General features: G+C 67.0%; 23 protein-coding genes and 1 other RNA gene. 8 read left to right on the forward strand and 16 right to left on the reverse strand.

Going from position 1 to position 22,629, the window contains the following annotated elements; translation table 11 throughout:
- Nucleotides 1-2: 2 nt before the first annotated feature.
- The 5 genes from AC1D2O_RS09350 to dnaX all read right to left on the reverse strand — a co-directional run bounded on the left by AC1D2O_RS09350 (nt 3) and on the right by dnaX (nt 5,120).
- Nucleotides 3-818 (reverse strand): ABC transporter ATP-binding protein, encoded by an 816-nt coding sequence (locus tag AC1D2O_RS09350; RefSeq protein WP_478094243.1) that lies wholly within the window; start codon nt 816-818, stop codon nt 3-5.
- Between the two features lie 49 nt (nt 819-867).
- Nucleotides 868-1,902, reverse strand: a complete 1,035-nt coding sequence (locus tag AC1D2O_RS09355; RefSeq protein ID WP_478094245.1) for an ABC transporter substrate-binding protein — start codon at nt 1,900-1,902, stop codon at nt 868-870.
- A 205-nt stretch (nt 1,903-2,107) separates the two neighbouring features.
- Entirely contained in the window at nt 2,108-2,698 is a 591-nt protein-coding gene (gene recR, locus AC1D2O_RS09360; RefSeq protein WP_478094246.1) for a recombination mediator RecR, read from the reverse strand.
- Nucleotides 2,699-2,715: 17 nt separating this feature from the next.
- Nucleotides 2,716-3,048, reverse strand: coding sequence for a YbaB/EbfC family nucleoid-associated protein (locus AC1D2O_RS09365; protein WP_442283093.1), 333 nt, complete (start codon nt 3,046-3,048; stop codon nt 2,716-2,718).
- A gap of 215 nt (nt 3,049-3,263) precedes the next feature.
- Nucleotides 3,264-5,120 (reverse strand): DNA polymerase III subunit gamma/tau, encoded by a 1,857-nt coding sequence (dnaX, locus tag AC1D2O_RS09370; protein ID WP_478156786.1) that lies wholly within the window; start codon nt 5,118-5,120, stop codon nt 3,264-3,266.
- Between the two features lie 113 nt (nt 5,121-5,233).
- Here dnaX and AC1D2O_RS09375 point away from each other — a divergent pair, with 113 nt between their 5' ends.
- Together AC1D2O_RS09375 and ffs are read left to right on the forward strand one after the other, a co-directional pair.
- Complete coding sequence (locus AC1D2O_RS09375; RefSeq protein WP_478092692.1) at nt 5,234-6,355, forward strand: M12 family metallopeptidase; 1,122 nt, start codon at nt 5,234-5,236, stop codon at nt 6,353-6,355.
- A gap of 39 nt (nt 6,356-6,394) precedes the next feature.
- Nucleotides 6,395-6,491: signal recognition particle sRNA small type (ffs, locus tag AC1D2O_RS09380), an RNA gene on the forward strand.
- Between the two features lie 125 nt (nt 6,492-6,616).
- On the opposite strand, the gene AC1D2O_RS09385 is transcribed toward ffs, so the two are convergent.
- The 3 genes from AC1D2O_RS09385 to AC1D2O_RS09395 all read right to left on the reverse strand — a co-directional run bounded on the left by AC1D2O_RS09385 (nt 6,617) and on the right by AC1D2O_RS09395 (nt 9,223).
- A complete protein-coding gene (locus tag AC1D2O_RS09385; protein WP_478092694.1) occupies nt 6,617-6,910 on the reverse strand; it encodes a GYD domain-containing protein in 294 nt (97 codons plus the stop codon).
- 280 nt (nt 6,911-7,190) lie between these two features.
- A complete protein-coding gene (locus tag AC1D2O_RS09390; RefSeq protein WP_478092695.1) occupies nt 7,191-7,583 on the reverse strand; it encodes a hypothetical protein in 393 nt (130 codons plus the stop codon).
- Nucleotides 7,584-7,984: 401 nt separating this feature from the next.
- Nucleotides 7,985-9,223 carry a TIGR03862 family flavoprotein gene (locus AC1D2O_RS09395; RefSeq protein ID WP_478156788.1) on the reverse strand — a complete coding sequence of 413 codons (1,239 nt, stop codon included), beginning with the start codon at nt 9,221-9,223 and terminating at the stop codon, nt 7,985-7,987.
- Nucleotides 9,224-9,352: 129 nt separating this feature from the next.
- Here AC1D2O_RS09395 and trxA point away from each other — a divergent pair, with 129 nt between their 5' ends.
- Nucleotides 9,353-9,685, forward strand: a complete 333-nt coding sequence (gene trxA / locus AC1D2O_RS09400) for a thioredoxin TrxA (protein ID WP_183023723.1) — start codon at nt 9,353-9,355, stop codon at nt 9,683-9,685.
- Nucleotides 9,686-9,868: 183 nt separating this feature from the next.
- The gene (gene rho / locus AC1D2O_RS09405) at nt 9,869-11,131 is read left to right on the forward strand and encodes a transcription termination factor Rho (RefSeq protein WP_442283085.1); all 1,263 of its coding nucleotides are present in this window, start codon (nt 9,869-9,871) and stop codon (nt 11,129-11,131) included.
- Between the two features lie 34 nt (nt 11,132-11,165).
- Here the strand turns inward: rho and AC1D2O_RS09410 are convergent, their stop codons facing one another.
- A complete protein-coding gene (locus tag AC1D2O_RS09410; protein ID WP_478156789.1) occupies nt 11,166-12,227 on the reverse strand; it encodes an oxidoreductase in 1,062 nt (353 codons plus the stop codon).
- Between the two features lie 145 nt (nt 12,228-12,372).
- Between AC1D2O_RS09410 and AC1D2O_RS09415 the strand changes: the two genes are divergently transcribed.
- The 3 genes from AC1D2O_RS09415 (at nt 12,373) to AC1D2O_RS09425 (ending at nt 15,799) form a co-directional block, all read left to right on the forward strand.
- Nucleotides 12,373-12,642, forward strand: a complete 270-nt coding sequence (locus AC1D2O_RS09415) for a type B 50S ribosomal protein L31 (protein ID WP_478156791.1) — start codon at nt 12,373-12,375, stop codon at nt 12,640-12,642.
- Nucleotides 12,643-12,726: 84 nt separating this feature from the next.
- Complete coding sequence (locus AC1D2O_RS09420) at nt 12,727-14,466, forward strand: hypothetical protein (protein WP_478156793.1); 1,740 nt, start codon at nt 12,727-12,729, stop codon at nt 14,464-14,466.
- Nucleotides 14,459-15,799 (forward strand): MATE family efflux transporter, encoded by a 1,341-nt coding sequence (locus AC1D2O_RS09425; RefSeq protein ID WP_478156795.1) that lies wholly within the window; start codon nt 14,459-14,461, stop codon nt 15,797-15,799. Before AC1D2O_RS09420 ends, AC1D2O_RS09425 begins: the two co-directional genes overlap by 8 nt.
- Here the strand turns inward: AC1D2O_RS09425 and phoR are convergent.
- The 7 genes from phoR to pstS are packed head-to-tail and all read right to left on the reverse strand — an operon-like array spanning nt 15,783 to nt 22,396.
- Nucleotides 15,783-17,123 (reverse strand): phosphate regulon sensor histidine kinase PhoR, encoded by a 1,341-nt coding sequence (gene phoR / locus AC1D2O_RS09430; RefSeq protein ID WP_478092823.1) that lies wholly within the window; start codon nt 17,121-17,123, stop codon nt 15,783-15,785. The two genes, AC1D2O_RS09425 and phoR, sit on opposite strands and share 17 nt — an antisense overlap.
- 56 nt (nt 17,124-17,179) lie before the next feature.
- The gene (gene phoB / locus AC1D2O_RS09435; RefSeq protein WP_442283080.1) at nt 17,180-17,872 is read right to left on the reverse strand and encodes a phosphate regulon transcriptional regulator PhoB; all 693 of its coding nucleotides are present in this window, start codon (nt 17,870-17,872) and stop codon (nt 17,180-17,182) included.
- A 16-nt stretch (nt 17,873-17,888) separates the two neighbouring features.
- On the reverse strand, nt 17,889-18,590 hold the full coding sequence (gene phoU / locus AC1D2O_RS09440; RefSeq protein WP_478092820.1) for a phosphate signaling complex protein PhoU: 702 nt from the start codon (nt 18,588-18,590) through the stop codon (nt 17,889-17,891).
- Nucleotides 18,591-18,600: 10 nt separating this feature from the next.
- On the reverse strand, nt 18,601-19,380 hold the full coding sequence (pstB, locus tag AC1D2O_RS09445) for a phosphate ABC transporter ATP-binding protein PstB (RefSeq protein ID WP_442283078.1): 780 nt from the start codon (nt 19,378-19,380) through the stop codon (nt 18,601-18,603).
- A gap of 6 nt (nt 19,381-19,386) precedes the next feature.
- Entirely contained in the window at nt 19,387-20,271 is an 885-nt protein-coding gene (gene pstA / locus AC1D2O_RS09450) for a phosphate ABC transporter permease PstA (protein WP_478092817.1), read from the reverse strand.
- Nucleotides 20,268-21,338 (reverse strand): phosphate ABC transporter permease subunit PstC, encoded by a 1,071-nt coding sequence (gene pstC, locus AC1D2O_RS09455; RefSeq protein ID WP_478092816.1) that lies wholly within the window; start codon nt 21,336-21,338, stop codon nt 20,268-20,270. The genes pstA and pstC overlap by 4 nt, the downstream gene beginning before the upstream one ends.
- A 17-nt stretch (nt 21,339-21,355) precedes the next feature.
- Nucleotides 21,356-22,396, reverse strand: a complete 1,041-nt coding sequence (gene pstS / locus AC1D2O_RS09460) for a phosphate ABC transporter substrate-binding protein PstS (protein ID WP_478156797.1) — start codon at nt 22,394-22,396, stop codon at nt 21,356-21,358.
- On the opposite strand from pstS, the gene AC1D2O_RS09465 reads away from it, so the two are divergent.
- Nucleotides 22,395-22,529, forward strand: coding sequence for a hypothetical protein (locus AC1D2O_RS09465; RefSeq protein ID WP_478094636.1), 135 nt, complete (start codon nt 22,395-22,397; stop codon nt 22,527-22,529). The genes pstS and AC1D2O_RS09465 overlap by 2 nt on opposite strands.
- Nucleotides 22,530-22,629: the final 100 nt, after the last annotated feature.

Consider the following 22,629-nt stretch of genomic DNA (forward strand, 5'->3'; position numbering starts at 1 on the left):
GTTCAGGCCGCCTTCTTCAATTGCTGCGCATAGCCCTTGAGCACCTCGTCGCGCAGCACGTTCCAGATCTGCGTATGCAACTCGACGAAACGCGGATGGGTGCGGACCTCCGCCACATCGCGCGGACGCGGCAGGTCGATCGCGAATTCTCCGATCGGATGGGTCGCGGGTCCGGCCGACAGCACCACCACGCGATCGCTCATCGCGATCGCCTCATCGAGGTCGTGCGTGATGAACAGCACCGCCTTCTTCTTTGCGGCCCACAATTCCAGCACCTCGTTTTCCATCAGCTGCCGCGTCTGGATGTCGAGCGCGCTGAACGGTTCGTCCATCAGGATGATGTCGGGGTCCAGCGCCAGCACCTGGGCCAGCGCGGTGCGCTTGCGCATGCCGCCCGAGAGCTGGTGCGGATAGCGGTCGCCGAAGCCGCTCAAGCCGACACGCGCGAGCCAGCCCTCGGCCTGCGCCCTCGCCTGCGCGTCGGGCAGGCCGCGGTACTGGAGGCCCACCATCACGTTGTCGAGCGCGCTGCGCCATGGCATCAGGGCTTCGCTCTGGAACATGTAGCCGGCGCGCGCGTTGACGCCCGCGAGCGGCTGGCCGAAGACCCGCACCGTGCCCGACGAGGGCTCGAGCAGCCCGGCGCCGACATTGAGCAGGGTCGACTTGCCGCAGCCCGTGGGCCCGACCACCGACACGAACTCGCCCTCGCCGATGCGCAGCGTGGTGTCGGCAACCGCCGTGTAGCGCTGGCTGCGGTCGTCCTTCGAGCGGAAGGTGCAATGGATGTCGATCAGTTCGAGCGCGTGGTCGGCCATGGGCTTGGAAGAAAAAACCCGGCCGAAGCCGGGTTGCAGGACGCCACGGTCAGGCTTTGAACCGGTCCTTGGCACGCCGCGCAAAATCGTTGGTATAGAGCTTGGCCAGGTCGATCTTCTCGGCCTTGACCGTGGGATCGAAACTGGCGATGGCTGCGAGAGCTGTCCTGGGGCCTTCGGCCGGCACCAGCCCGTCGATCGCGATCGCCTCGCGCACCTTGTCGAAGGACGCCAGGTACAGCGCGCGGTCGCCCAGCAGGTAGGTCTCGGGCACGGTCTTGATGATGTCGCCCGGCCCGGCGGTCTGCAGCCACTTGAGGCCATGCACGATCGCGTTGGTGAGCGCCTGGCAGGTGTTCGGATGCTTCTGGATGAATTCCGCCGAGGCATACAGGCAGGCCGCCGGCATCAAGCCTCCGAACACCTCCTGCGTGCCCTTGAGCGTGCGCGTATCGCTGATGATCTTCACGTCGCCCTTCTGCTCGAGCATGGTCATCACGGGATCGGTGTTGCTGATCGCATCGATCTGGCCGGAACGCAACGCAGTAAGTGCGCCGGCCGCGACACCGACACCGATGAAGCTCACGTCACTGGCCTTGAGCCCACCGCGCGACAGCACCAGGTTGGCCACCATGTTGGTGGAAGAGCCCGGCGCCGAGACGCCGATCTTCTTGCCCTTGAGCTCCGCGATGCCGGTGTAGCCCGGCATGTTCTTGGTCGACACGCCGATGGCGATCTGCGGCGCGCGGCCCTGCAGCACGAAGGCCTGGAAGAACTGGTTCTTGGCCTGCAGGTTGATGGTGTGCTCGAAGGCCCCCGAACAGACGTCGGCCGAGCCGCCCACAACAGCCTGCAGCGCGCGCGCACCGCCCGAGAAATCGGAGATCTCGACGTCGAGTCCTTCGGCCTTGAAGTAGCCGAGCTGCTCGGAGATCGTGAGCGGCAGGTAGTAGAACGCCGCCTTGCCGCCGACCGCGATGGAAACCTTGGACTTCTCGAGCTTGGCCTGGCCGTGGACCAGTGGCGCGCCGATGGCAGCGGCGCCCAGCGCGGCGGCTGCGGTGAAGGTACGGCGATTGAGCATGAGTGGGGCCCGCGGGCTCTGTTCGTGTGATTCGAATCGAGCTTAGAGGCACCCCCCCGCCCCTGCATCGGGAACATCCCGTGCGGGTTTTCACGTAATCACGAAGACCGCTAGCGGCCCGCGAACAGGATGGCTGCGTGGGCACCGAATGCGAGCGCCCGGACCGCGCCTGCGTCGCGACGATCAGCGTCTGCCGGTTCGATGCTCAGCGGCGGTCCACGAGCGCGTGGGCGATGGTGCCGAGGTCGACGTACTCGAGCTCGCTGCCGGCCGGCACGCCGCGCGCGAGCCGGGTCACGGCGAGGCCGCGCTGCTTGAGCGCATCACCGATCACGTGGGCCGTCGCCTCGCCCTCGGCAGTGAAGTTGGTGGCGAGGATCACCTCGGTCACGGTGCCGTCGAGCGCGCGCTCGAACAGCTTCGAGAGCCCGATGTCCTTGGGCCCGATGCCGTCGAGCGGACTCAGCTTGCCCATCAGCACGAAGTAGTAGCCCCGGAACACACCGGTGCGTTCGAGCGCGGCCTGGTCGGCCGGCGTCTCCACCACGCACAGCTTGCTGGCGTCGCGGCGCGCATCCTGGCAGACGCTGCAGATCAGGCCTTCGGTGAAGGTGTTGCAGCGCTCGCAGTGCTGCACGTTGCTGGCCGCCTGCTGCAGGGCGCGCGCGAGCCTTTGCGCGCCTTCGCGGTCGTGCTGCAGCAGATGGAACGCCATGCGCGAGGCCGACTTCGCGCCAACGCCGGGCAGTCGGCGCAGCGCCTCGACCAAGGCCTCGAGCGAGCTGGAATCCGCCATCGAGGGCTGATGAAAGCTCAGAACGGCAGCTTCATGCCGGGCGGCAGGCCAGGCATGCCGGAAGTCAGCTTGCCCATCTTCTGCTCGCTGGTTTCCTCGGCCTTGCGCACCGCGGCATTGAAGGCCGCTGCCACCAGGTCTTCGAGCATGTCCTTGTCGTCGGCCAGGAGGCTCGGATCGATGGTGATGCGCTTGACGTCGTGCTTGCAGGTCATCACGACCTTCACCAGCCCGGCGCCGGATTCGCCCTCGACCTCGATGGTGGCCAGTTCTTCCTGGGCCTTCTTGAGGTTGTCCTGCATTGCCTGCGCCTGCTTCATGAGGCCGGCCAGTTGTCCTTTGTTGAACATGTGGGTCCTGTCGATCGTTGAAATAAAGAGTTTAGTCAGTTGAGGACAGAGCAAAAACTGCTGCGCAGTTTCTTGATCTGTCCCGCGAGGTATCAGTCAGTCGAGGACAGAGCAAAAACTGCTGCGCAGTTTCTTGGTCTGTCCCGCAAGGTTCTAGTCAGTTGAGGACAGAGCAAAAAACTGCTGTGCAGTTTCTTGGTCTGTCCCGCAAGGTATCAAGCGGGCCGCAGCGTACCCGGGACGATCCTCGCGTCCCAGTCGCGCATCATCGACTGCACCTCGGGGTCGTTGCGTATCGCTTCCTCGGCGACGCGCTGGCGCTCGTCGGCCGCCTGCTTGTTGCGGCGCGCCGGGCTATCGACCACGGCGCCGATCTCGATCGCGATCTTGACGCCATGGCCCAGCGTCGCCAGCGCGGCCTGGAGTTTTTCGCGGCTGCTGGTCTGATTGAGCGACTCGCGCTCGACCCGCAGCAGCCACTGGTCGACATCGCGGGCCACCAGCTGCGACTGCAACGCGAGCTCGCGCGCCAAGGCGTTGATGGCCTCGGCCACGACCATCTGGGTCACCGTGGCGTGCCAGAAGTCGCCCTCCTCGCTGGGCGGAATCGGCGCCGAGGGGGCGGAGGGCACGCCCGCCTGGACCTCGCGCGCACCGGGCGGCGGCTGCACGCGCACCGGCATCGCCATCAGTTTCGCGGCCGTGGGTGCCGAGTCGTCGGCAGCGGCTGCCGGTCTGGGCGGTACCGACGCGTTCAGCGCCGGGCCATCGACCACCGGCAGCCGCTGGCCCGGCGGCGTATGTGCGGCGACGGACGTCATCGCTGCGGGCGCGGGGGCCGGGGCGCGCGGAGCGTCTGCGGTGATCGGACGCGCCGCTTCGACAGCAGGAGGCGCGGCCCGGGGCGCATCGGCGACCGGCCGCGCAGGCTCATTCAGAGTTTTTTTTTCCGTGCCGGCCGCAACGGCGGGCTTGAAGGCCAGCAGGCGCAGCAGCACCATCGTGAGCGCCGCGTACTCGTCGGGCGCCAGACCGAGTTCGCCACGCCCGTGCAGGCAGAGGCTGTAGAGCAACTGCGTCTCGTCGGCCGGCAGCAGCGCCGCAAGGCGCGCGGTCTCGGCCGCGTCGGGGTCGGTGCCGTCACGCGACTCGGCGCGCGAAGGTACGGCCTGCAGCACCGCCATGCCCTGCAGCACGGTCGTCATCTCCTCCAGCGTGGAGGCGGCCGACAAACCGTCGCGGCGCAGACCTTCGGAGGTCTCGACCACTGTCTTTCCGTCACCCTGCGCGAGGGCCTCGATCAGCCGGAACACATGGCCGCGGTCGACGCTGCCGAGCATCTGCCGCACGCCGGTCTCGAGCAACTCGCCATTGCCGAAGGCGATCGCCTGGTCGGTCAGCGAGAGCGCATCGCGCATCGAGCCGCGGGCAGCGCGCGAAATCAGGCGCAACGCGAGCGGCTCGGCCGGCACGGCTTCGGTCTGCAGCACCTGCGTCAGATGCTCGAGCACGGTCTCGGGCGCCATCGGCCGCAGGTTGAACTGCAGGCAGCGCGACAGGACGGTGACCGGCACCTTTTGCGGGTCGGTGGTGGCCAGCACGAACTTGAGGTATTCGGGCGGTTCCTCGAGCGTCTTCAGCATCGCGTTGAACGCGTGGCCCGTGAGCATGTGCACTTCGTCGATCATGAAGACCTTGAAGCGGCCCTGCACCGGCTTGTAGACCGCCTGCTCCAGCAGCGCCTGCACCTCGTCGACACCGCGGTTGGAGGCCGCATCGAGTTCGGTGTAGTCGACGAAGCGGCCAGCGTCGATGTCCTTGCACGCCTGGCATAGGCCGCACGGCGTGGCCGTGATGCCGCCCTGGCCGTCGGGCCCCTGGCAGTTGAGCGACTTGGCCAGGATGCGCGAGACCGTGGTCTTGCCGACGCCGCGCGTGCCGGTGAACAGGTAGGCGTGATGCAGACGCTGCGAGGTGAGCGCGTTTTCGAGCGCCTGGACGACATGCTCTTGGCCCACCATCTCGCTGAAGGTTCGGGGACGGTGTTTGCGAGCGAGCACGAGATAGGCCATCGGCGCATTTTAGGTCGACGCGGCGACCCGCCCCGCGCAACGGCCTAGGCCATCTTGCAGATGGCTTTCGCGGCCCCCGCACCTAGCATGAAAAACCCTCCGAGGAGATCGACATGTCCACTGCGACGCGCAAGGCGGCCCGCCCGGCCACAGCCAGCAGATCCAGCCAGCCGGGGGCCCTCACCCCACGGCGCTATTGCTCGCAGCCGGTGCAGCAGGTTCGCCATTTCGATCTCAGCGTCGCGGCCGGCCGCGCCCGTGCCATCATCGCCGCGAGCAAGAAGTGGGTGAACGGCACCCAACTCACCTACTACTGTTTCAAGCGCGGCGACGGCGTGCCCGCGGCCTGGCAGGGCAGCACGGCGGACATCGGCGTCGTCGACACCTCCTTCGAGACCTGGGCCAAGCTCGGCATCGGCATCAGTTTCAGGCGCACGGAAGCGCCCGAGGACGCCATGGTGCGCATCGGCTTCGATCCGCAGGATGGTTCCTGGTCCTATGTCGGGCGCGATGTGCTCAACACCAGGTCGCCGCAGGAGCGCACCATGAATTTCGGCTGGGCGTTGACCACCGCCTACGGCCACGACACGGCGCTGCACGAGATCGGCCACACGCTCGGACTCGAACACGAGCACCAGAACCCGAACGCCGGCATCTCCTGGAACCGCGAGGCGGTGCTCGCCTACTTCAAGGGTCCGCCGAACAGCTGGGACGAGTCGCAGATCGAGTGGAACATCCTGCGCAAGATCCCGGTGTCCGAGGTCAAGGGCACCACCTGGGATCCGGATTCCGTCATGGAATACCAGTTCGACGCCGGACTGATCATCGCGCCGGAGAAATACAAGGCCGGCCTGCAGCCCAAGGGCGGGCTCTCCTATGCGGACAAGGCGTGGGTCGTGGAGTCGTACCCGGGCGTCAGGGCGCCCTCGACCGCCACGTTGAAAGTCGGGCTGTCGCAACTGCTCAAGCTGAAGGCCGGCGAGACGCGCACCTTCGACTTCACCCCGGCCCGCACGCGGACCTACAACATCGGCACCTTCGGCACCTCCGACACCGTGCTGGTGCTGTTCGAGGTCACGCCCAACGGCAATGTGCAGATCGCGGGCGCGGACGACAGCGGCACCGACCTGAACGCCAAGGTCAGCATGCGGCTGAACAAGGGCCGCCGCTACCAGATTGGCGTGCGCCTCTATTACGCGGACGCGGCGCTCGAAACCTCGTTGATGGTCTGGTGAAAAAAGCCGGGGCGCCCGAGTCGCCTACAATCCCGAGTTGACGGGCCTCCCCGCATGGTGAAGCGGCCAAACGGGTCAGGTGGGGAACCAAGCAGCCCTAACTGCGTAGTCAGTGCCGGGGGTAAGGCTCGTCAACCTCACATCAAAAAGCCTTGAGTTCTCGATAACTTGAGCGCCATCAACCGCTAGGGCGGGAAATAGTCCTGAAGCAAAACGACCCCAGGTGTCACCACATGGGGCCGCGTGAGGGAAATCGGACAACTACGGGAGCTTGGCCAGTATCTTGTCCATTTCCTGGCTCGAATACGCGCGCATCGAAGCGATGCGCACATTCCCCTGGCTGGCCGTCGCGATGCTGAACGCCGCCAATGCGAGTTCGTCCTCTGCCTCGAGCACGCAGACGAGGTCGTACTTGCCCATGGTCCAGAACAGTTCCCGCATGGTGACTCCGCCCTTTTTTGCAGCTTCCTTGGCGGCAGCGGCCCGTTTGGTCGTGTCCTTGACCGATTGAATGCCCTTGTCGGTGAAGCTCATCAAGCCAATGTAGGTGATCATGTCAACCTCCTTTGAGCTGAAAGTAGGTGGCCTTGCCGACTGCCTCGAACCGACGCGGCCACCTGCCGTCGATCCAGATCACGACCAGTGAAATGACCTGCTGGTCCCTGGCCAGGAGCGCAGCGTCACAGGAGCGAACCTCGCGCAGGGCGGCAAGGAGTTTCACTGAGGGGCGACCCGGCGCATGCTACGCGCTTGGTCGGCGGTGGCAAGGCTGGTCCGATGGGCGGGAAGCACGATGTCCACCGGGCATGACGCCCTCCTGGTGGACCGGATCGCGTCATCCGGCGCGCTGCATCTCGGCCGCAATGACCTCGAGTTCGTCCAGGAGCGCCCAGCCCTCGCCTTCCTCGCCCTCGCGGCTCTCGGTCAGCAACTCGACCGCGAACTCCATCTGCATCGGCGTGAACAGATGGGCCATCATGCCCCTGAGTTGGTGGGCACTGCGCGGCGGATGGCCTGAGGCCTTCTCCGCCAGGTGGATGGCGCGAATCAGGTTCACCTGCGGATAGCTCAGTGCTTGTTCGCCGCAGTGGCCCAGATAGGCAGTCAGGGAGCGCGCGGCACGCTTGCAGGCCTGCCGCGTCTCGGCGCCGAGGGCTGCGGTCTGCGCATCCGCGCGGCGCCCCTCCGCCAGGATGTCTGGGGCAGAGGTCTCGTTGTTCTGGGTCATGCTGTGGTGGAGCGGGAGTGGGCCGATCGGGGTGCGCAGGCGGTCCGGTCTGGTGGACCGATCCCGCCGCACATGACTCCGAGCTTCGGCGATCTCCCTGAAGGCAGCCTTAAACGAAGTACCCGCTCAAGCGCAAAATACTGTATTTTTATACAGTCATTTTGCTAGAATGGACCGCCTCCAATAACAAGACAACGGCGAGACCATGCCCCCCTTCACCCCTTCCCTGGCAGCTGGCCGGGTGCTGCCTTCACGGCCTCCGCCGCGCCCAGCTCGCCCCTCCTGGCCCTTTCGAGTGGCCCGCGAGCCGCCTCCGGCCCCTCAGATCAGGGCGCAGGCGGCGCGGGTCATCGCAACCACCGCACGGCACTGGGGGGTCGACGAAAACTGAGATTCGAGCACTACTTCAAGCGTTCCAGCACGCCGCGCGCGGCCGCTGCGCCGCTCGCCATCGAGGCGGTCAGCAGATAGCCGCCGGTCGGCGCTTCCCAGTCGAGCATCTCGCCCGCAAAGAACACCCCCGGCAGCGCGGCCCCCATCAGCTTGTCATCGAGCGCATCGAAGCGCACGCCGCCGCCGGTGCTGATGGCTTCGTCGAGCGGCCTCGGCGCCAGCAGCCTGAGCGGCACCGCCTTGATGGTTTCGGCCAGCTTGTCGGGCGATTGCATTTCTTCGCGCGTGAGCACTTCGTGCAGCACACCGGCCTTGATGCCCTCGAGGCCGAGGCGGCTTTTCAGGTGACTGGCCAGGGATCGCGCGCCGCGCGGATGCAGCACTGCGGCGCGCACCTGTTCGGCGCTGCGATCGGGCAGCAGGTCGAGCATCAGGAGGGCGCTGCCGCTCTCGGTGATCTCGTCGCGCAACAAGGCCGAAGCCGCATAGATCAGGCTGCCTTCGACGCCGGTGGCGGTCGCCACGAACTCGCCCTTGCGCGCGAAGCGCCGACCCTGGGCATCGCTGACCGTGATCGCCACCGACTTGAAGGGCATGCCGGCGAAGCGCTCGGCGAAATGCGGGGTCCAGCCCAGGTCGAAGCCGCAGTTGGCCGGCACCAGCGGAGCGACCGCCACGCCGCGTCCTGCCACCCACGGCACCCAGGCGCCGTCGGAACCCAGCCGCGACCAGCTCGCGCCGCCGAGCGCCAGCACCACGGCATCGTGGGCGGCAACGACTTCGGCGCCGGGCGCGGCGAAGTGCAGCGTGGTGGCCGGCATCGACGCATCCGGCCAGCCCAGCCAGCGGTGGCGCATGTGGAACTGCACGCCGGCCTGCCGCAGCCGATGCAGCCAGGCACGCAGCAGCGGCGCAGCCTTCATGTCCTTCGGGAACACGCGCCCCGAAGTGCCGACGAAGGTCTCGATGCCGAGTCCATGTGCCCACGCGCGCAGTTGATCGGGGCCGAACCGTCGCAGCAGGGGCTCAAGCGCGGCGCGCTGCGGGCCGAAGCGGCCGACGAAGACCTCGTAAGGCTCCGAGTGCGTCAGGTTGAGGCCACCACGGCCGGCCAGAAGGAACTTGCGCCCGACCGAGGGCATGGTGTCGTAGAGATGCACCTCGACGCCTTCGCCGCCGAGCACTTCGGCAGCCATCAATCCGGCGGGGCCGCCACCGACCACCGCGACTTTCTTTCTTTGATTCATGCGTCGAGTGTCACCGCTTTGGCTATCGACGCCATAGCTTGCGCGTCGACCACGGCATCACTTGGTTTCTGTCACAATGACCCGCACTTTAGCTGCACCGAAACTCTCCGCGCAGAAGGACACACCCCCATGGCCAGCGACCTCATCAAACACATCTCCGACTCTTCTTTCGAAGCCGACGTGCTCAAGTCCGGCAAGCCTGTGCTGGTCGACTACTGGGCCGAATGGTGCGGTCCCTGCAAGATGATCGCGCCGATCCTCGACGAGGTCTCCAGCACCTATGAAGGCAAGCTGCAGATCGCCAAGATGAACGTCGACGAGAACCGCGACATCCCGGCCAAGTTCGGCATCCGCGGCATCCCGACCCTGATGCTGTTCAAGGACGGCCAGCTGGCCGCCACCAAGGTCGGCGCCATGAGCAAGGCGCAGCTCACGGCCTTCATCGATCAGCAGCTCGCCTGACGTGCCCGGGGCTGCCCGCGCGCAATGCGCCGGCAGCCTTCCTTTTTCCTGTCATAATCTCCCACAGATCACCGGCCCTCCCAGGGACCCGGTTCGAGTTCCCCGGTTTGTGAGGCATCTCTCGCCTCTCCTCAAACCTCCCCCTCCTGGTTCCAGACTGATTTCCCCACACGGGGTCATTCCATGCACTTAAACGAACTCAAGGCACTCCACGTGTCCGAAGTCTTCAAGCAGGCTGAAGCGCTTGAAATCGAAAACATCGGCCGTATGCGCAAGCAGGAGTTGATGTTCGCCATCATCAAGAAGCGGGCCAAGGCCGGCGAGCAGGTCTTCGCGGACGGCGTGCTCGAGATCCTGCCCGACGGCTTCGGCTTCCTGCGCAGTCCGGACACCAGCTTCACCGCCAGCACGGACGACATCTACATCTCGCCGAGCCAGGTCCGGCGCTTCAACCTGCACACCGGCGACATGATCGAAGGCGAAGTGCGCACGCCGAAAGACGGCGAGCGCTACTTCGCGCTGACCAAGCTCGACAAGGTCAACGACGGCGCCCCCGAGGCCAACAAGCACAAGGTCATGTTCGAGAACCTGACGCCGCTGTTCCCCAAGGAGCAGATGCGTCTCGAGCGCGAGATCAAGGGCGAGGAGAACCTCACCGGCCGGATCATCGACATCATCGCGCCGATCGGCAAGGGCCAGCGTGCCCTGCTCGTGGCGCCGCCCAAGAGCGGCAAGACGGTCATGATGCAGCACATCGCGCATGCGATCAGCGCCAACTACCCCGACGTCCACATGATGGTGCTGCTCGTCGACGAGCGCCCCGAAGAAGTGACGGAAATGCAGCGCACCGTGAAGGGCGAGGTCATTGCCTCCACCTTCGACGAGCCCGCAGCGCGCCACGTGCACGTCGCCGAAATGGTCATCGAGCGCGCCAAGCGCCTGGTCGAACTCAAGAAGGACGTGGTGATCCTGCTCGACTCGATCACCCGCCTGGCCCGCGCCTACAACAACGTCGTGCCCTCCTCGGGCAAGGTCCTGACCGGCGGCGTGGACTCCAACGCGCTGCAGCGCCCGAAGCGCTTCCTCGGCGCCGCGCGCAATGTGGAAGAAGGCGGCTCTCTGACCATCATCGGCACCGCGCTGATCGACACCGGCAGCCGCATGGACGAAGTGATCTTCGAAGAGTTCAAGGGCACCGGCAACTCCGAAATCCACCTCGACCGCCGCCTCTACGAGAAGCGCGTGTTCCCGTCGATCCAGCTCAACCGCAGCGGCACCCGCCGCGAAGAGTTGCTGCTGCCCCCCGAGATCCTGCAGAAGACCCGCATTCTTCGCCAGCTCATGTACAACATGGACGAGATCGAGGCGATGGAGCTGATGCTCAAGAACATGAAGGCGACCAAGACCAATGTCGAGTTCTTCGACATGATGCGTCGCGGGGGCTGATCAAGCTTGATCGCCTCCTCGCGCTGACGGCCTGTCAGCGCGCCGCCAGGGCCCGGCCTTCCGCCGCGCTCTGGCGTCCCAGGTCGAGCAGTTCCATCAGCTCGACCGCCTGCTCCGGCATCACCGGATTCGGGCCCTTCCCGACGATCGCATCGCGCACCGCCGCGTAGTAGGAGACATAGTTGCCCGCCTGCGTGGGCCGCTTCTGCGTCTGCGCACGGCCGTCGATCCCCACCAGCGTCAGTTCGCCTTCGACCGGGTCGACGCCCCATCCCGCTTCGCCGGGCCGGCCGCCAGCGCGCAGTGCGTCCTCCTGCGGGTCGACGCCACGCTTGATGTAGCTGCCGCGCGTGCCGTGCACGATGAAACGCGGCGCTGGAAAGGCCGCCAGCGTGGTCGCGTGCAGCACCACGCGCAAGGGCGCGTGCTCGCCGCTTTCGTAGCGCAGGACGGCATGGAAGTAGTCCTCGACCAGCGCGCGCTCGCGCAGCGCGGCGATGTCGAGTTGCAGCGTATCGGGCTGGCCGAAGAGCTGTACCGCCTGGTCGAGCAGGTGCGAGCCGAGGTCGACCCAGAGGCCCGCACCGGGCACCGGCTGTTCCCGCCAGCGTTCGCGCACCTGCGGCCGGAAGCGGTCGAAATGCGATTCAAAATACACCGGGCGACCGAGTTCGCCGCCCGCCAACAGCTCGCGCAGGCTCAGGAAGTCGGCGTCGAAGCGACGATTCTGGTAGACCGACAGCAGCCGCCCCTTTCGCTCGGCCAGCGCGGCCAGTTCGCGCGCCTGGGCTGCGTCGAGCGTGAAAGGCTTGTCGACCACCACGTGCTTGCCGGCTTCGAGCGCCAACCTGGCAAGCGGATGGTGCTGGGCATTGGGCGCGGCAATGACGACCAGATCGATGTCGCTTCGACGCAACAGAGTGGCGACGTCGGGGACCACGTCCACGCCGGGCCAGTCCGCATGAACCTTGTGCGGCTGCGAACTCGCGACGGCGCCGAGTTCGAGCCCCGGGACGGCCGACAGCACGGGCGCGTGGAAAGTCTGGCCGGCGAATCCATAGCCGACCAGGCCGGCGCGCAAGTTGGAGAACGGCATGGTAAGGGAGCCCCTGGCGCGGAAAACGCCCAGTATGCGATAATTGCGGGCTTAGCGAAAAGTGCTGCGCGGCCTCCTGCCGCGGCTTGACGGCCCCAGGCCCTCGACACCCAGTGGCTCTCGCATCGACCCCAAAGGAAAAATCATGGCTAAAGAAGGCATTCACCCCAACTACCGCGAAGTTCTGTTCGTCGACCTGTCGAACGGCTTCAAGTTCGTGACCCGTTCGTGCGCGAACACCAAGGAGATGGGCAAGACCGACGACGGTCGCGAACTGCCTCTCTACAAGCTCGACACCTCGAGCGAGTCGCACCCCTTCTACACCGGCACGCAAAAGTCGGTCGACAACATGGGCGGCCGCGTCGAGAAGTTCCGCAACCGCTTCGGCAAGACCACCGGCGCCGCCTCCAAGTAAGGAGGGCGCTTCTGCGTCGAGGGCAGCCCGGTTTACCGCGCTGCCCTTTTTTTCTTTGGCCCCCGCACGCCCCACACCCGACCCTTGAATCAGCCGACGCCAGCGATCGTTGCCCAGAGCGCCGTGCGCCGCCTGCCGCGGATCGCGTTGGTGCTGCTGTGCGCGGCCTACCTGATGCCGGGGCTGGTGGGCCGGGGGCCATGGAAGAGCGCCGACATCGCGGCCTTCGGCTTCATGGCCGAACTCGCGAACAGCACCGCAGGCATCGCGCGCTGGCTGGATCCGATGCTGCTCGGCCTCCGGCCCGAGACGCCGGCGCTGCTGCCCTACTGGATCGGCGCCTGGGCCATCAAGATGGCACCGGCCTGGCTCAACCCCGACCTGGCGGTGCGCATCGCCTTCGCACTGATGCTCTGGGGTGCCTTCAGCGCCACCTGGTATGCCGCGTACTACCTGGCACGCACACCGCGCGCGCAGCCGGTGGCCTTCGCCTTCGGTGGCGAGGCCCGCCCGACCGACTATGCGCGCGCCATCGCCGATGGCGCCGTGCTGGCGCTGATCGCCTCCCTGGGACTCGCGCAACTCGGTCACGAGACCACGCCCGCGCTGGCCCAGCTGTTCTTCGCCTCCCATCTTTTCTTCGGCGTCGCGGCCCTGCCCTATCACCGCATCGGCGCCTTCATCGCGCTGCTGATCGGCAGTTTCGGGATGGCGCTGTCCGGCGGGCCAACGGTCGGGCTGGGACTGGGCCTCGGCTGCGTGCTGGTGCTGGCTGCGGAGCGCAGGCGCAGCAGCGCCGACCAGACCTCCGAATCCGAACCGACCTACAGCGTCGGCGCGATCGCAGCAGTGCTGGCCGCCACGCTGTTGGCGGCAGCCCTCGCGGCCGCACTCGGGCTCTTCCAGTGGAAGATCGAACTGCCGGTCGGAGGCCCCAACGCCCGCGTTTTCGCCGAGGTACGCGGCCAGGCCAAGTTGCTGCTGTGGTTCACCTGGCCGACCTGGCCGCTGGCGGTCTGGACCCTCTGGCGCTGGCGCCGGCAACTGACGGCACGCCACGTCGCGCTGCCGCTGTGGTTCGCGCTGATGCCGCTGCTCGCCACCTGGACCACCAACTTCTCCGAGCGCTCGCTGCTGCTCGCGCTGCCCGCCCTCGCGACGCTCGCCGCCTTCGCGCTGCCGACCCTGCGGCGCAGCGTGGCGGCGCTGATCGACTGGTTCACGCTGCTGTTCTTCAGTGGTTCGGCCATCATCATCTGGGTGATCTGGGTGGCGATGCAGACCGGTGTGCCGGCCAAGCCCGCGGCCAATGTCGCCAAGCTGGCGCCGGGTTTCGTGCCGCATTTCTCGGTGGTCGCCTTCATCTTCGCCGTGGCTGCGACGCTGGCCTGGGCCTGGCTGGTCCGCTGGCGCACCGGACGCCATCGTGCCGCGCTCTGGAAGACCCTGGTGCTGCCGGCCGGCGGCGCCGCGCTGTGCTGGATGCTGCTGATGACGCTGTGGCTGCCGCTGCTCGACTACGCGCGCAGCTACGTGCCCCAGGTGCGCGCGATCTCGGAGAAGGTCAGCCAGACCGAGTGCATTTCCGAACTTGCCCTCAGTCGGCCGCACATCGCGGCGCTGCGCTACCACGGCGGCTTCAAGCTGCGCTCGCTCGGCGCCGACGCGCCCTGCCCCTGGCTGCTGGTCAGCCCGGAGGCGATCGCGCGCCTGCGCGACATCGTGAACCTCGACGGCTGGCGCCTGATCGGCACGCTGCGGCGACCGACCAGCCCGAGCGACGACCTGCTGCTCTACCAACGGATCGTCCCGGCCGGTGGCTAGCGAGCGGCGGGTGATCGCGCGCCACGCCGCGACGGTGCTGGTCGGCCAGCTTGCGGTGATGGCCTTCGGCGTGACCGACACGATCGTGGCCGGCCGCTATGCCGAAGGCGCGTTGGCGGCGCTGTCGGTCGGCTCGGCGATCTTCATCAGCGTCTTCGTCTCGCTGATGGGCGCACTGCAGGCGCTGCTGCCGATCTGGGCCGAGCTCCACGGCGCGGGCCGCACGCACGAGGTCGGCCGCTCGGTCCGGCAGTCGCTCTATCTCTGCGCGATCACGATCGCGATCGGCATGGCAGTGCTGCTGTTCCCGGCGCCGTTGCTGCGCTGGACCGAAGTGCCGCCGGCCATGCGCGACGACGTCGAGGCCTACCTGCAGGTGCTCGCCTTCGCGCTGGCGCCGGCCCTGCTGTTCCGGCTCTTCAGCACCCTCAACCAGGGCCTGGGCAAGCCCCAGCTCGTGACCTGGCTGCAGCTGGCTTCGCTGGGCGTGAAGCTGCCGCTGTCGATCTGGTTCGCCTTCGGCGGCGCCGGACTGCCGGCCATGGGATTGGTGGGCTGCGGCTGGGCCACGCTGGTGGTCAACTACGCGATGCTCGGCGCCGCCATGTGGCTGCTGCGCAGCGACTCCTTCTACACGGGCTACCGCTTCTGGCAGCGGATTGAAGCACCGGACTGGCGGCAGATCAGCCAGTTCGCGCGGCTCGGCGTGCCGGCCGGGTTGTCGGTGCTGGTGGAGGTGACCTCGTTCACGCTGATGGCGCTGTTCATCGCCCGGCTGGGCACGGCGGCCTCGGCCGCGCACCAGATCGCTTCCAACCTCACGGCGGTGGCCTACATGATGCCGCTGTCGCTCGCCATCGCGACCAGTGCGCGGGTCAGCTTCTGGCTTGGGGCCGGCGACCCTGCGCGCGCGCGGCGCGCCTGCCGCCGGGGCTTCGAGCTGACCGTGTGCCTCGCGCTGCTGTTCGCCGCCGCGATGGCCACGCTGCGCTGGCAGCTCGCGGACATCTACTCGGCCAACCCGGCGGTGGTCGCGCTCGGCGCCACCCTGCTGCTGGCCACCGCCATCTATCACTTCGCGGATGCACTGCAGACGCTGTGCGTCTTCGTGCTGCGCTGCTACCGCGTCACCGTGCTGCCGCTGGTGCTCTATTGCACGCTGCTGTGGGGCGTGGGACTTGGCGGCAGCTACCTGCTGGCCTATCGCGGGTTCGGCCCCTGGACAGCGATGCACTCGCCGCTGGCCTTCTGGATGATGGGGGCACTGGCGCTGGCCCTGACGGCCGGGCTGTTCATCACGCTGCTGGCGTTCACGCTCAGGCAACGACGCTGAGCGGCGAAGCCTGCCGCAGGCGCGCCACCGGAAACACGAGCGCGAACCGCGAACCCTTGCCGAGCGTGCTCTCGATGCGCAATTCGGCCCCGTGGCGCTGCGCGATGTGCTTCACGATCGCCAGGCCGAGGCCGGTGCCGCCGGTCTCGCGCGAGCGGCTGCGGTCGACGCGGTAGAAGCGCTCGGTGAGGCGCGGCAGGTGCTCCGCAGCGATGCCGGGACCGCTGTCGCGCACCGCGTACTCGCCTCGGCCGTCGGGCAGCAGGCGCCAGATCACCTCGATTTCGCCGCCGCCGGGCGTGTAGCGGATGGCATTGCTCACGAGGTTGGACATCGCGCTCTGCAGCTCGGTCGGTCCGCCGGCGATCTCGGAGTCGGCCTCGATCGAGAACGACAGCCGGTGACCCTGAGAGGACAGCCGGCTCGACAGCCCCCTGCCCTCGTCCTCGCATTGCGCCATCAGGGCCCGCACGCGGGTCCAGCGATGGGCCGGCGGGGCCGCGCTGCCTTCCAGCCGCGACAGGGTCAGCAGGTCGTTGACCAGCGTCTCCATGCGGTGCGACTGCTGGCCCATGAGCGCCAGATAGCGGGCCCGCTCCTCGGCATCGAGCGGCAGGTTCTGCAAGGTCTCGACGAAGCCGGCCAGCACCGTCAACGGCGTGCGGATCTCGTGCGAGACGTTGGCGACGAAATCGCGCCGCATGGCCTCGGCCTGCTCGAGCGAGGTGATGTCGCGGGTCAGCAGCATGCGGCGATTGCCGGCGTAGGGGTGCACCTGCACCGACAGCCGCGCCGGATGGCCGCGATGCTGCGGGGCCTGCGCCGGGGCATCGATGACCACGTCGCGGCTGTAGTTCCAGGAGGCCAGGTAAGCGACGAAGGCCGGGTCGCGCACCAGGTTGGCCAGGTGCTGGAGCAGGTCGCGTTCGGCGTCGATCCCGAACTGGCCGGCGGCGGTCTGGTTGCACCATTCGATGCGCCCCTGCTCGTCGAGCAGCACGACGCCGTTCGGCGAAGCCTGGATGGCGGCAAGAAACTCCTGCAGCCGGTCCTCGGCCTGGCGGGTCTGCTGCTCGCGCTCGCGCAGCAGCTTGCGGATGCGCTCGGACAGCTCGCCCCAGACGCCGGGCCCGCGCGACGGCAGGCCGGCGACGTCCTTGCGCAGCACGTTCAGCAGCCGCTGGGCGCGCCAGGCGTCGAGCAGCAGCCACACCAGCGCGCCGAGCCAGCTGCCGAGCCAGGCATGGTGCCAGCCCAGCAGCGCCGCGGCCGCGCCGCCGCCAAGGGCGGAAGCCGTGAGGAAAGTGGCGATACGAAACGGCATGCAGAGCAATTATCCCGCCCGGTCGCAGCCGACCGGGCCTCTGGCGCGTTGGATTTTCAGACCGTGGCCTGGGCAGTGAGCCGGTAGCCCGCGCCGCGCACGGTCTCGACCATCGGCGCGGCGGCACCGAGCGACTCGCGCAGGCGTTTGACGTGAACGTCGACCGTGCGTTCCTCGATGTAGACGTGGTCGCCCCACACCTTGTCGAGCAGCTGGGCGCGGCTGTGGACGCGCTCGGCGTGCTGCATCAGGAAGCCCAGCAGCTTGAACTCGGTCGGCCCGACCTTCAGCGGCGCCCCTTGCCAGGTGACGCGATGGGTGGCGGTATCGAGCGCCAGTTCGCCGATCTCGACCCGTTCGGCCACCGCTTCGGGTGCCCGGCGGCGCAGCACGGCGCGGATGCGCGCCAGCATCTCCTGCGTGGAGAAGGGCTTGGTGATGTAGTCGTCGGCGCCGGCATCGAGCCCGGCCACCTTGTCGGGCTCATCGCCGCGCGCGGTCAGCATCAGGATCGGGATGGCCTTGGTGCGCGGGTCCTTGCGCCATTGGCGGGCCAGCTGCAGTCCGCTCTGGCCCGGCAGCATCCAGTCGAGCAGCACCAGGTCGGGCAGGAAGGCATCGATCTCGCGCTGCGCCGCCGCGCCGTCCTCGGCCCAGATCGGCTCGAAGCCGTTGTGACGCAGGTTGACGGCGATCAGCTCGGCGATCGAGGACTCGTCTTCGACGATCAGGATCCTAGGTTTCTTCATGAATTGCAGGCGAACTTCATTGCAGTGCCGACTCGATCTCCTGCATCGAAGTGTGCCGCACATCGGCACCCTTGACGATGTAGATGATGAACTCGGCGATGTTCTTGGCGTGGTCGCCGATGCGCTCGATGGCCTTGGCGAGGAACAGCAGGTCGAGGCTGGCGGAGATCTTGCGCGGGTCTTCCATCATGTAGGTGACCAGCTTGCGCACGAAGCCGTCAAACTCCTTGTCGATCAAGTCGTCGTCCTTGAGGATCGACAGCGCCGCCGCGGTGTCCAGCCGCGCGAAGGCGTCGAGCGCCTTGCGCAGAAGGCCCGAGGCCAGGTCGGCGGCGATGCGCAGCTCGGACGAGGGCAGCGCGCGGGCCGATCCGCTCTCGATGATCGACTTGACCATGCGCGCGATCTTGTTCGCCTCGTCGCCCACGCGCTCGAGGTTGGCGGTGGTCTTGGAGATCGCGATCAGGAGGCGCAGGTCGCGCGCGGTCGGCTGGCGGCGGGCGATGATCGACGACAGTTCGCGGTCGATCTCGATCTCCATCGCGTTGACGCGGTGCTCGGTCTCGGTGACGCGCTCGGCCGCCTCGGCGTCGAACTCCTGCAGCGCGTAGACCGCCTGGTGGATCTGGGCCTCGACCATCCCGCCGAGCTCCATCACGCGCGAGGACACGGTGTTGAGTTCGCTGTCGAACTGGCTGGAAAGGTGCTTTTCGGTCATGTCTGTCCCCTTAGCCGAATCGGCCGGTGATGTAGTCCTCGGTCTCCTTGCGCTTCGGCTTGAAGAAGAGGTCTTCGGTCGCGCCGAACTCGATCAGGTCGCCCAGGTACATGTAGGCGGTGTAGTCGCTGCAGCGCGCCGCCTGCTGCATGTTGTGCGTCACGATCACCACGGTGTACTCGCTTTTGAGCTCGGCGATCAACTCCTCGATTTTCGCCGTGGAGATCGGGTCGAGTGCCGAGCAGGGTTCATCGAGCAAGAGCACTTCCGGCTTGATCGCGATGCCGCGCGCAATGCACAGGCGCTGCTGCTGGCCGCCCGAGAGCCCCGAGCCGCTTTGCTGGAGCTTGTCGCGCACTTCCGTCCAGAGCGCGGCTTTCTTCAGCGCCCATTCGACCCGGTCGTCCATCTCGGACGCGCTCAGGTTCTCGAACAGCTTCACGCCGAAGGCGATGTTGTCGTAGATCGACATCGGGAACGGCGTCGGCTTCTGGAACACCATGCCGACCTTGGCGCGGATCAGCGCCACGTCCTGCTTGGAGGTCAGCAGGTTCTCGCCGTCGAGGGCGATCGTGCCTTCGGCGCGCTGCTCCGGATAGAGCTCGAACATGCGGTTGAAGGTGCGCAACAGCGTCGACTTGCCGCAGCCCGAGGGGCCGATGAAGGCGGTCACCTTGTTCTCGGGAATCTCGAGGTTGATGCCCTTGAGCGCGTGGAACTTGCCGTAGTAGAAGTTCAGGTCCTTGACCGAGATCTTCGAGCGCGTCGGCTGGGCGAGAGTGGTGGGCATGATTATTTAGAGCTTGTTGCGCGTGAGGATCCGCGCGAGGATGTTGAGCGCCAGCACCGCGACCGTGATCAGGAACACGCCGGCCCAGGCCAGCTGCTGCCAGTTCTCGTACGGGCTCATCGCGAACTTGAAGATGGTCACCGGCAGGCTGGCCATCGGCTGCGTCACGTCGGAGGTCCAGAACTGGTTGCTGAGCGCGGTGAAGAGCAGCGGCGCGGTTTCGCCGGCGATGCGGGCCACCGCCAGCAGCACGCCCGTCACCACCCCGGCGCGCGCCGCGCGCAGCGTGATGCTCAGGATCACCTTCCACTTGGGCGTGCCCAGCGCGTAGGCCGCTTCGCGCAGGCCCGGCGGCACCAGCTGCAGCATGTTCTCGGTGGTGCGAATCACCACCGGGATCACGATCAGCGCCAGCGCCAGCGAGCCGGCCAGCCCCGAGAAGGACTTGAAGTAGGCCACCACCACCGCATAGACGAACAGACCGATCACGATCGAGGGCGCCGACAGCAGGATGTCGTTGACGAAGCGCACGATGGTCGACAGCCAGCCCTTGACGTTGTACTCGGCCAGATAGATGCCGGCCATGATGCCGATCGGAGTGCCGACGAAGGTCGCCAGCAGCACCATCACGAGCGAGCCGAAGATCGCGTTGGCGATACCGCCGGCCTCGTTCGGCGGCGGCGTCATCTCGGTCAGGGTGCTGAGCGCCAGGCCGCCGACGCCCAGGCGCAGCGTTTCCCAGAGGATCCAGACCAGCCAGAAGACCCCGAAGGCCATCGCGGCCAGCGAGAGCGTCAATGCGATGAAGTTGACCCGCTTGCGGCCGGCGAAGCGCGCCGCGCGCGTCTCGTCCAGCGTCTTGGCGTTCAGGAGGCGTTCCGCGGTGGTCATGACTTGGTGCCCTCGCTCTTCTTCATGCGCTGCAGCAGCAGCTTGGACAGCGACAGCACCACGAAGGTGATGAAGAACAGCACCAGGCCGAGGTACATCAGCGAGGCCTGGTGCAGGCCGGCGCCGGCTTCGGCGAACTCGTTGGCCAGTACCGAGGTGATGCTGTTGGCCGGCTCGAAGACCGACAGCGAATTGAGCTGGTTGGTGTTGCCGATCACGAAGGTGACGGCCATCGTCTCGCCCAGCGCGCGGCCCAGGCCGAGCATGATGCCGCCGATGACGCCGGCCTTGGTGTAGGGCAGGACGACCTTGGAAACCACTTCCCAGGTGGTGGAGCCGAGCCCGTAGGCCGATTCCTTGAGCAGCGGCGGCGTGACCTCGAACACGTCGCGCATCACCGAGGCGATGAACGGAATGATCATGATCGCCAGGATGATGCCGGCCGACAGGATGCCGATGCCCACCGGCGGGCCCGCCACCAGCGCGCCCAGATAGGGCACGCCCTCGAACAGCTTCTGCAGCGGCTGCTGCACGTAGGTCGAGAGGATCGGGCCGAACACCAGCAGACCCCACATGCCGTAGACGATCGACGGCACCGCGGCGAGCAACTCGATCGCGGTGCCGAGCGGCCGCTTGAGCCAGGCCGGCGACATCTCGGTGAGGAACAGCGCGATGCCGAAGCTCACCGGCACCGCGATCAGCAGCGCGATCAGCGAGGTGGCCAGCGTGCCGTAGATCATCACCAGGCCGCCATACTCGTCCTTCACCGGATCCCAGACGCTGCTGGTCAGGAAACCGAGGCCGAACTTGGAAATGGCGGGCCAGGCGCCGACAAGCAACGACAGCAGGATGCCGATCAGCATCGCGAGCGTCAGCAGCGCGGCGCCTTTGGCGGCCCAGCCGAACAGGCGATCGGTGGCGGGGCCGCTGCGCGGCCGCTTGGCCGGGGGCGGGCCGGCTTGGGCACGGGCGCGCTCGGCCGGGAGGTCGAGCGTGGTGGCGCTGGCTGGGAATGTGGATGACACGTGTCGCTCCGAAGCCGGCGCGCGATCAAGCGGTGTGCTCATATGCGCGCCGAGGTGGCTTACTTGATCGCGACGGGCTTGCCCGAGGCGTCCTTGATCTCGCCCCAGGCGGTGGCGATCGCGCCCTTGACCTTGTCGGGCATCGGCACGTAGTCGAGGTCGCCGGCGGTCTTGTCGCCGTTCTTGTAGGCCCAGTCGAAGAACTTGAGCGTGGTCGTGGCCTGCRCCGGCTTGTCCTGCAGCTTGTGCATCAGGATGAAGGTGGCGCCGGTGATCGGCCACGAATCCTTGCCYTGCTGGTYGGTCAGCACCTGGTAGAAGCTCTTCGACCAGTCGGCACCTGCCGCCGCCGCCTTGAAGGCATCGTCGTCCGGCGAGACGAAGTTGCCGGCCTGGTTCTGCATCTGCGCGTACGTCATCTTGTTCTGCTTGACGTAGGCGTACTCGACGTAGCCGATCGAGTTCGGCAGCCGGTTCACGAAGGCCGCGACGCCTTCGTTGCCCTTGCCGCCGGCGCCGGYMGGCCAGTTGACCGCCGTGCCGTCGCCGACCTTGGCCTTCCAGTCGGGGTTGACCTTGCTCAGGTAGTTGGTGAACAGGAAGGTGGTGCCCGAACCGTCGGCGCGGCGGACCGGCGCGATGGCGGCGTCCGGCAGCGCCAGCGAGGGGTTCAGCGCCTTGATGGCCGGATCGTTCCACTTGGCGATCTTGCCCAGGTAGATGTCGCCGATGACCTGGCCGCTGAGCTTGAGCTCGCCCGGCTTGATGCCCTGGATGTTGACCACCGGGATCACGCCGCCGATGACGGTCGGGAACTGCACCAGCCCCTTGGTCTTGAGCTCTTCGTCGCTCAGCGGCATGTCGGAGGCGCCGAAATCGACCGTCTTGGCATCGATCTGCTTGAGGCCGGCGCCCGAGCCGACCGACTGGTAGTTGATCTTGGCGCCGGTGGCTTTGTTGAAATCGGCGGCCCACTTCGAATACAGCGGCGCCGGGAAGCTGGCGCCGGCGCCGGTGGCGGCTTCCTGGGCCAGGGCCGGAACTTGCGCGAATGCCGCGGCGATCAGGCCGGCGGAGGCGAATCTGGAAAGCGTGATCATGGGTCGTGTCTTCATCTGGCTGCAGTGGGGGGCGGTCGCCGGCATCGAGGACCCACCCGGAAAGGGCGGGCGCCGAAGCAACCTCTACCAGCGCCAGCAGACCGTCCGCACGCAGCGTACTCTCGAAAAGTGACGCTTTGATGATGGTCGAAATACCGTCGGTTCGCCAGTACGGCAACGAGGCCGAGACAGGGAGCCCTTGTTCGAAAAACTGTTGTTCGGGGATGCCGCGT

This window comes from Variovorax sp. P1_G12, assembly GCF_056405555.1.

Bases quoted from the DNA above. Each gene is read 5' to 3' on its own strand.
- AC1D2O_RS09350 (WP_478094243.1), bottom strand. From the start codon at position 818: ATGGCCGACCACGCGCTCGAACTGATCGACATCCATTGCACCTTCCGC.
- AC1D2O_RS09355 (WP_478094245.1), bottom strand. From the start codon at position 1,902: ATGCTCAATCGCCGTACCTTCACCGCAGCCGCCGCGCTGGGCGCCGCT.
- recR (WP_478094246.1), bottom strand. From the start codon at position 2,698: ATGGCGGATTCCAGCTCGCTCGAGGCCTTGGTCGAGGCGCTGCGCCGA.
- AC1D2O_RS09365 (WP_442283093.1), bottom strand. From the start codon at position 3,048: ATGTTCAACAAAGGACAACTGGCCGGCCTCATGAAGCAGGCGCAGGCA.
- dnaX (WP_478156786.1), bottom strand. From the start codon at position 5,120: ATGGCCTATCTCGTGCTCGCTCGCAAACACCGTCCCCGAACCTTCAGC.
- AC1D2O_RS09375 (WP_478092692.1), top strand. From the start codon at position 5,234: ATGTCCACTGCGACGCGCAAGGCGGCCCGCCCGGCCACAGCCAGCAGA.
- AC1D2O_RS09385 (WP_478092694.1), bottom strand. From the start codon at position 6,910: ATGATCACCTACATTGGCTTGATGAGCTTCACCGACAAGGGCATTCAA.
- AC1D2O_RS09390 (WP_478092695.1), bottom strand. From the start codon at position 7,583: ATGACCCAGAACAACGAGACCTCTGCCCCAGACATCCTGGCGGAGGGG.
- AC1D2O_RS09395 (WP_478156788.1), bottom strand. From the start codon at position 9,223: ATGAATCAAAGAAAGAAAGTCGCGGTGGTCGGTGGCGGCCCCGCCGGA.
- trxA (WP_183023723.1), top strand. From the start codon at position 9,353: ATGGCCAGCGACCTCATCAAACACATCTCCGACTCTTCTTTCGAAGCC.
- rho (WP_442283085.1), top strand. From the start codon at position 9,869: ATGCACTTAAACGAACTCAAGGCACTCCACGTGTCCGAAGTCTTCAAG.
- AC1D2O_RS09410 (WP_478156789.1), bottom strand. From the start codon at position 12,227: ATGCCGTTCTCCAACTTGCGCGCCGGCCTGGTCGGCTATGGATTCGCC.
- AC1D2O_RS09415 (WP_478156791.1), top strand. From the start codon at position 12,373: ATGGCTAAAGAAGGCATTCACCCCAACTACCGCGAAGTTCTGTTCGTC.
- phoR (WP_478092823.1), bottom strand. From the start codon at position 17,123: ATGCCGTTTCGTATCGCCACTTTCCTCACGGCTTCCGCCCTTGGCGGC.
- phoB (WP_442283080.1), bottom strand. From the start codon at position 17,872: ATGAAGAAACCTAGGATCCTGATCGTCGAAGACGAGTCCTCGATCGCC.
- phoU (WP_478092820.1), bottom strand. From the start codon at position 18,590: ATGACCGAAAAGCACCTTTCCAGCCAGTTCGACAGCGAACTCAACACC.
- pstB (WP_442283078.1), bottom strand. From the start codon at position 19,380: ATGCCCACCACTCTCGCCCAGCCGACGCGCTCGAAGATCTCGGTCAAG.
- pstA (WP_478092817.1), bottom strand. From the start codon at position 20,271: ATGACCACCGCGGAACGCCTCCTGAACGCCAAGACGCTGGACGAGACG.
- pstC (WP_478092816.1), bottom strand. From the start codon at position 21,338: ATGAGCACACCGCTTGATCGCGCGCCGGCTTCGGAGCGACACGTGTCA.
- AC1D2O_RS09465 (WP_478094636.1), top strand. From the start codon at position 22,395: ATGGGTCGTGTCTTCATCTGGCTGCAGTGGGGGGCGGTCGCCGGCATC.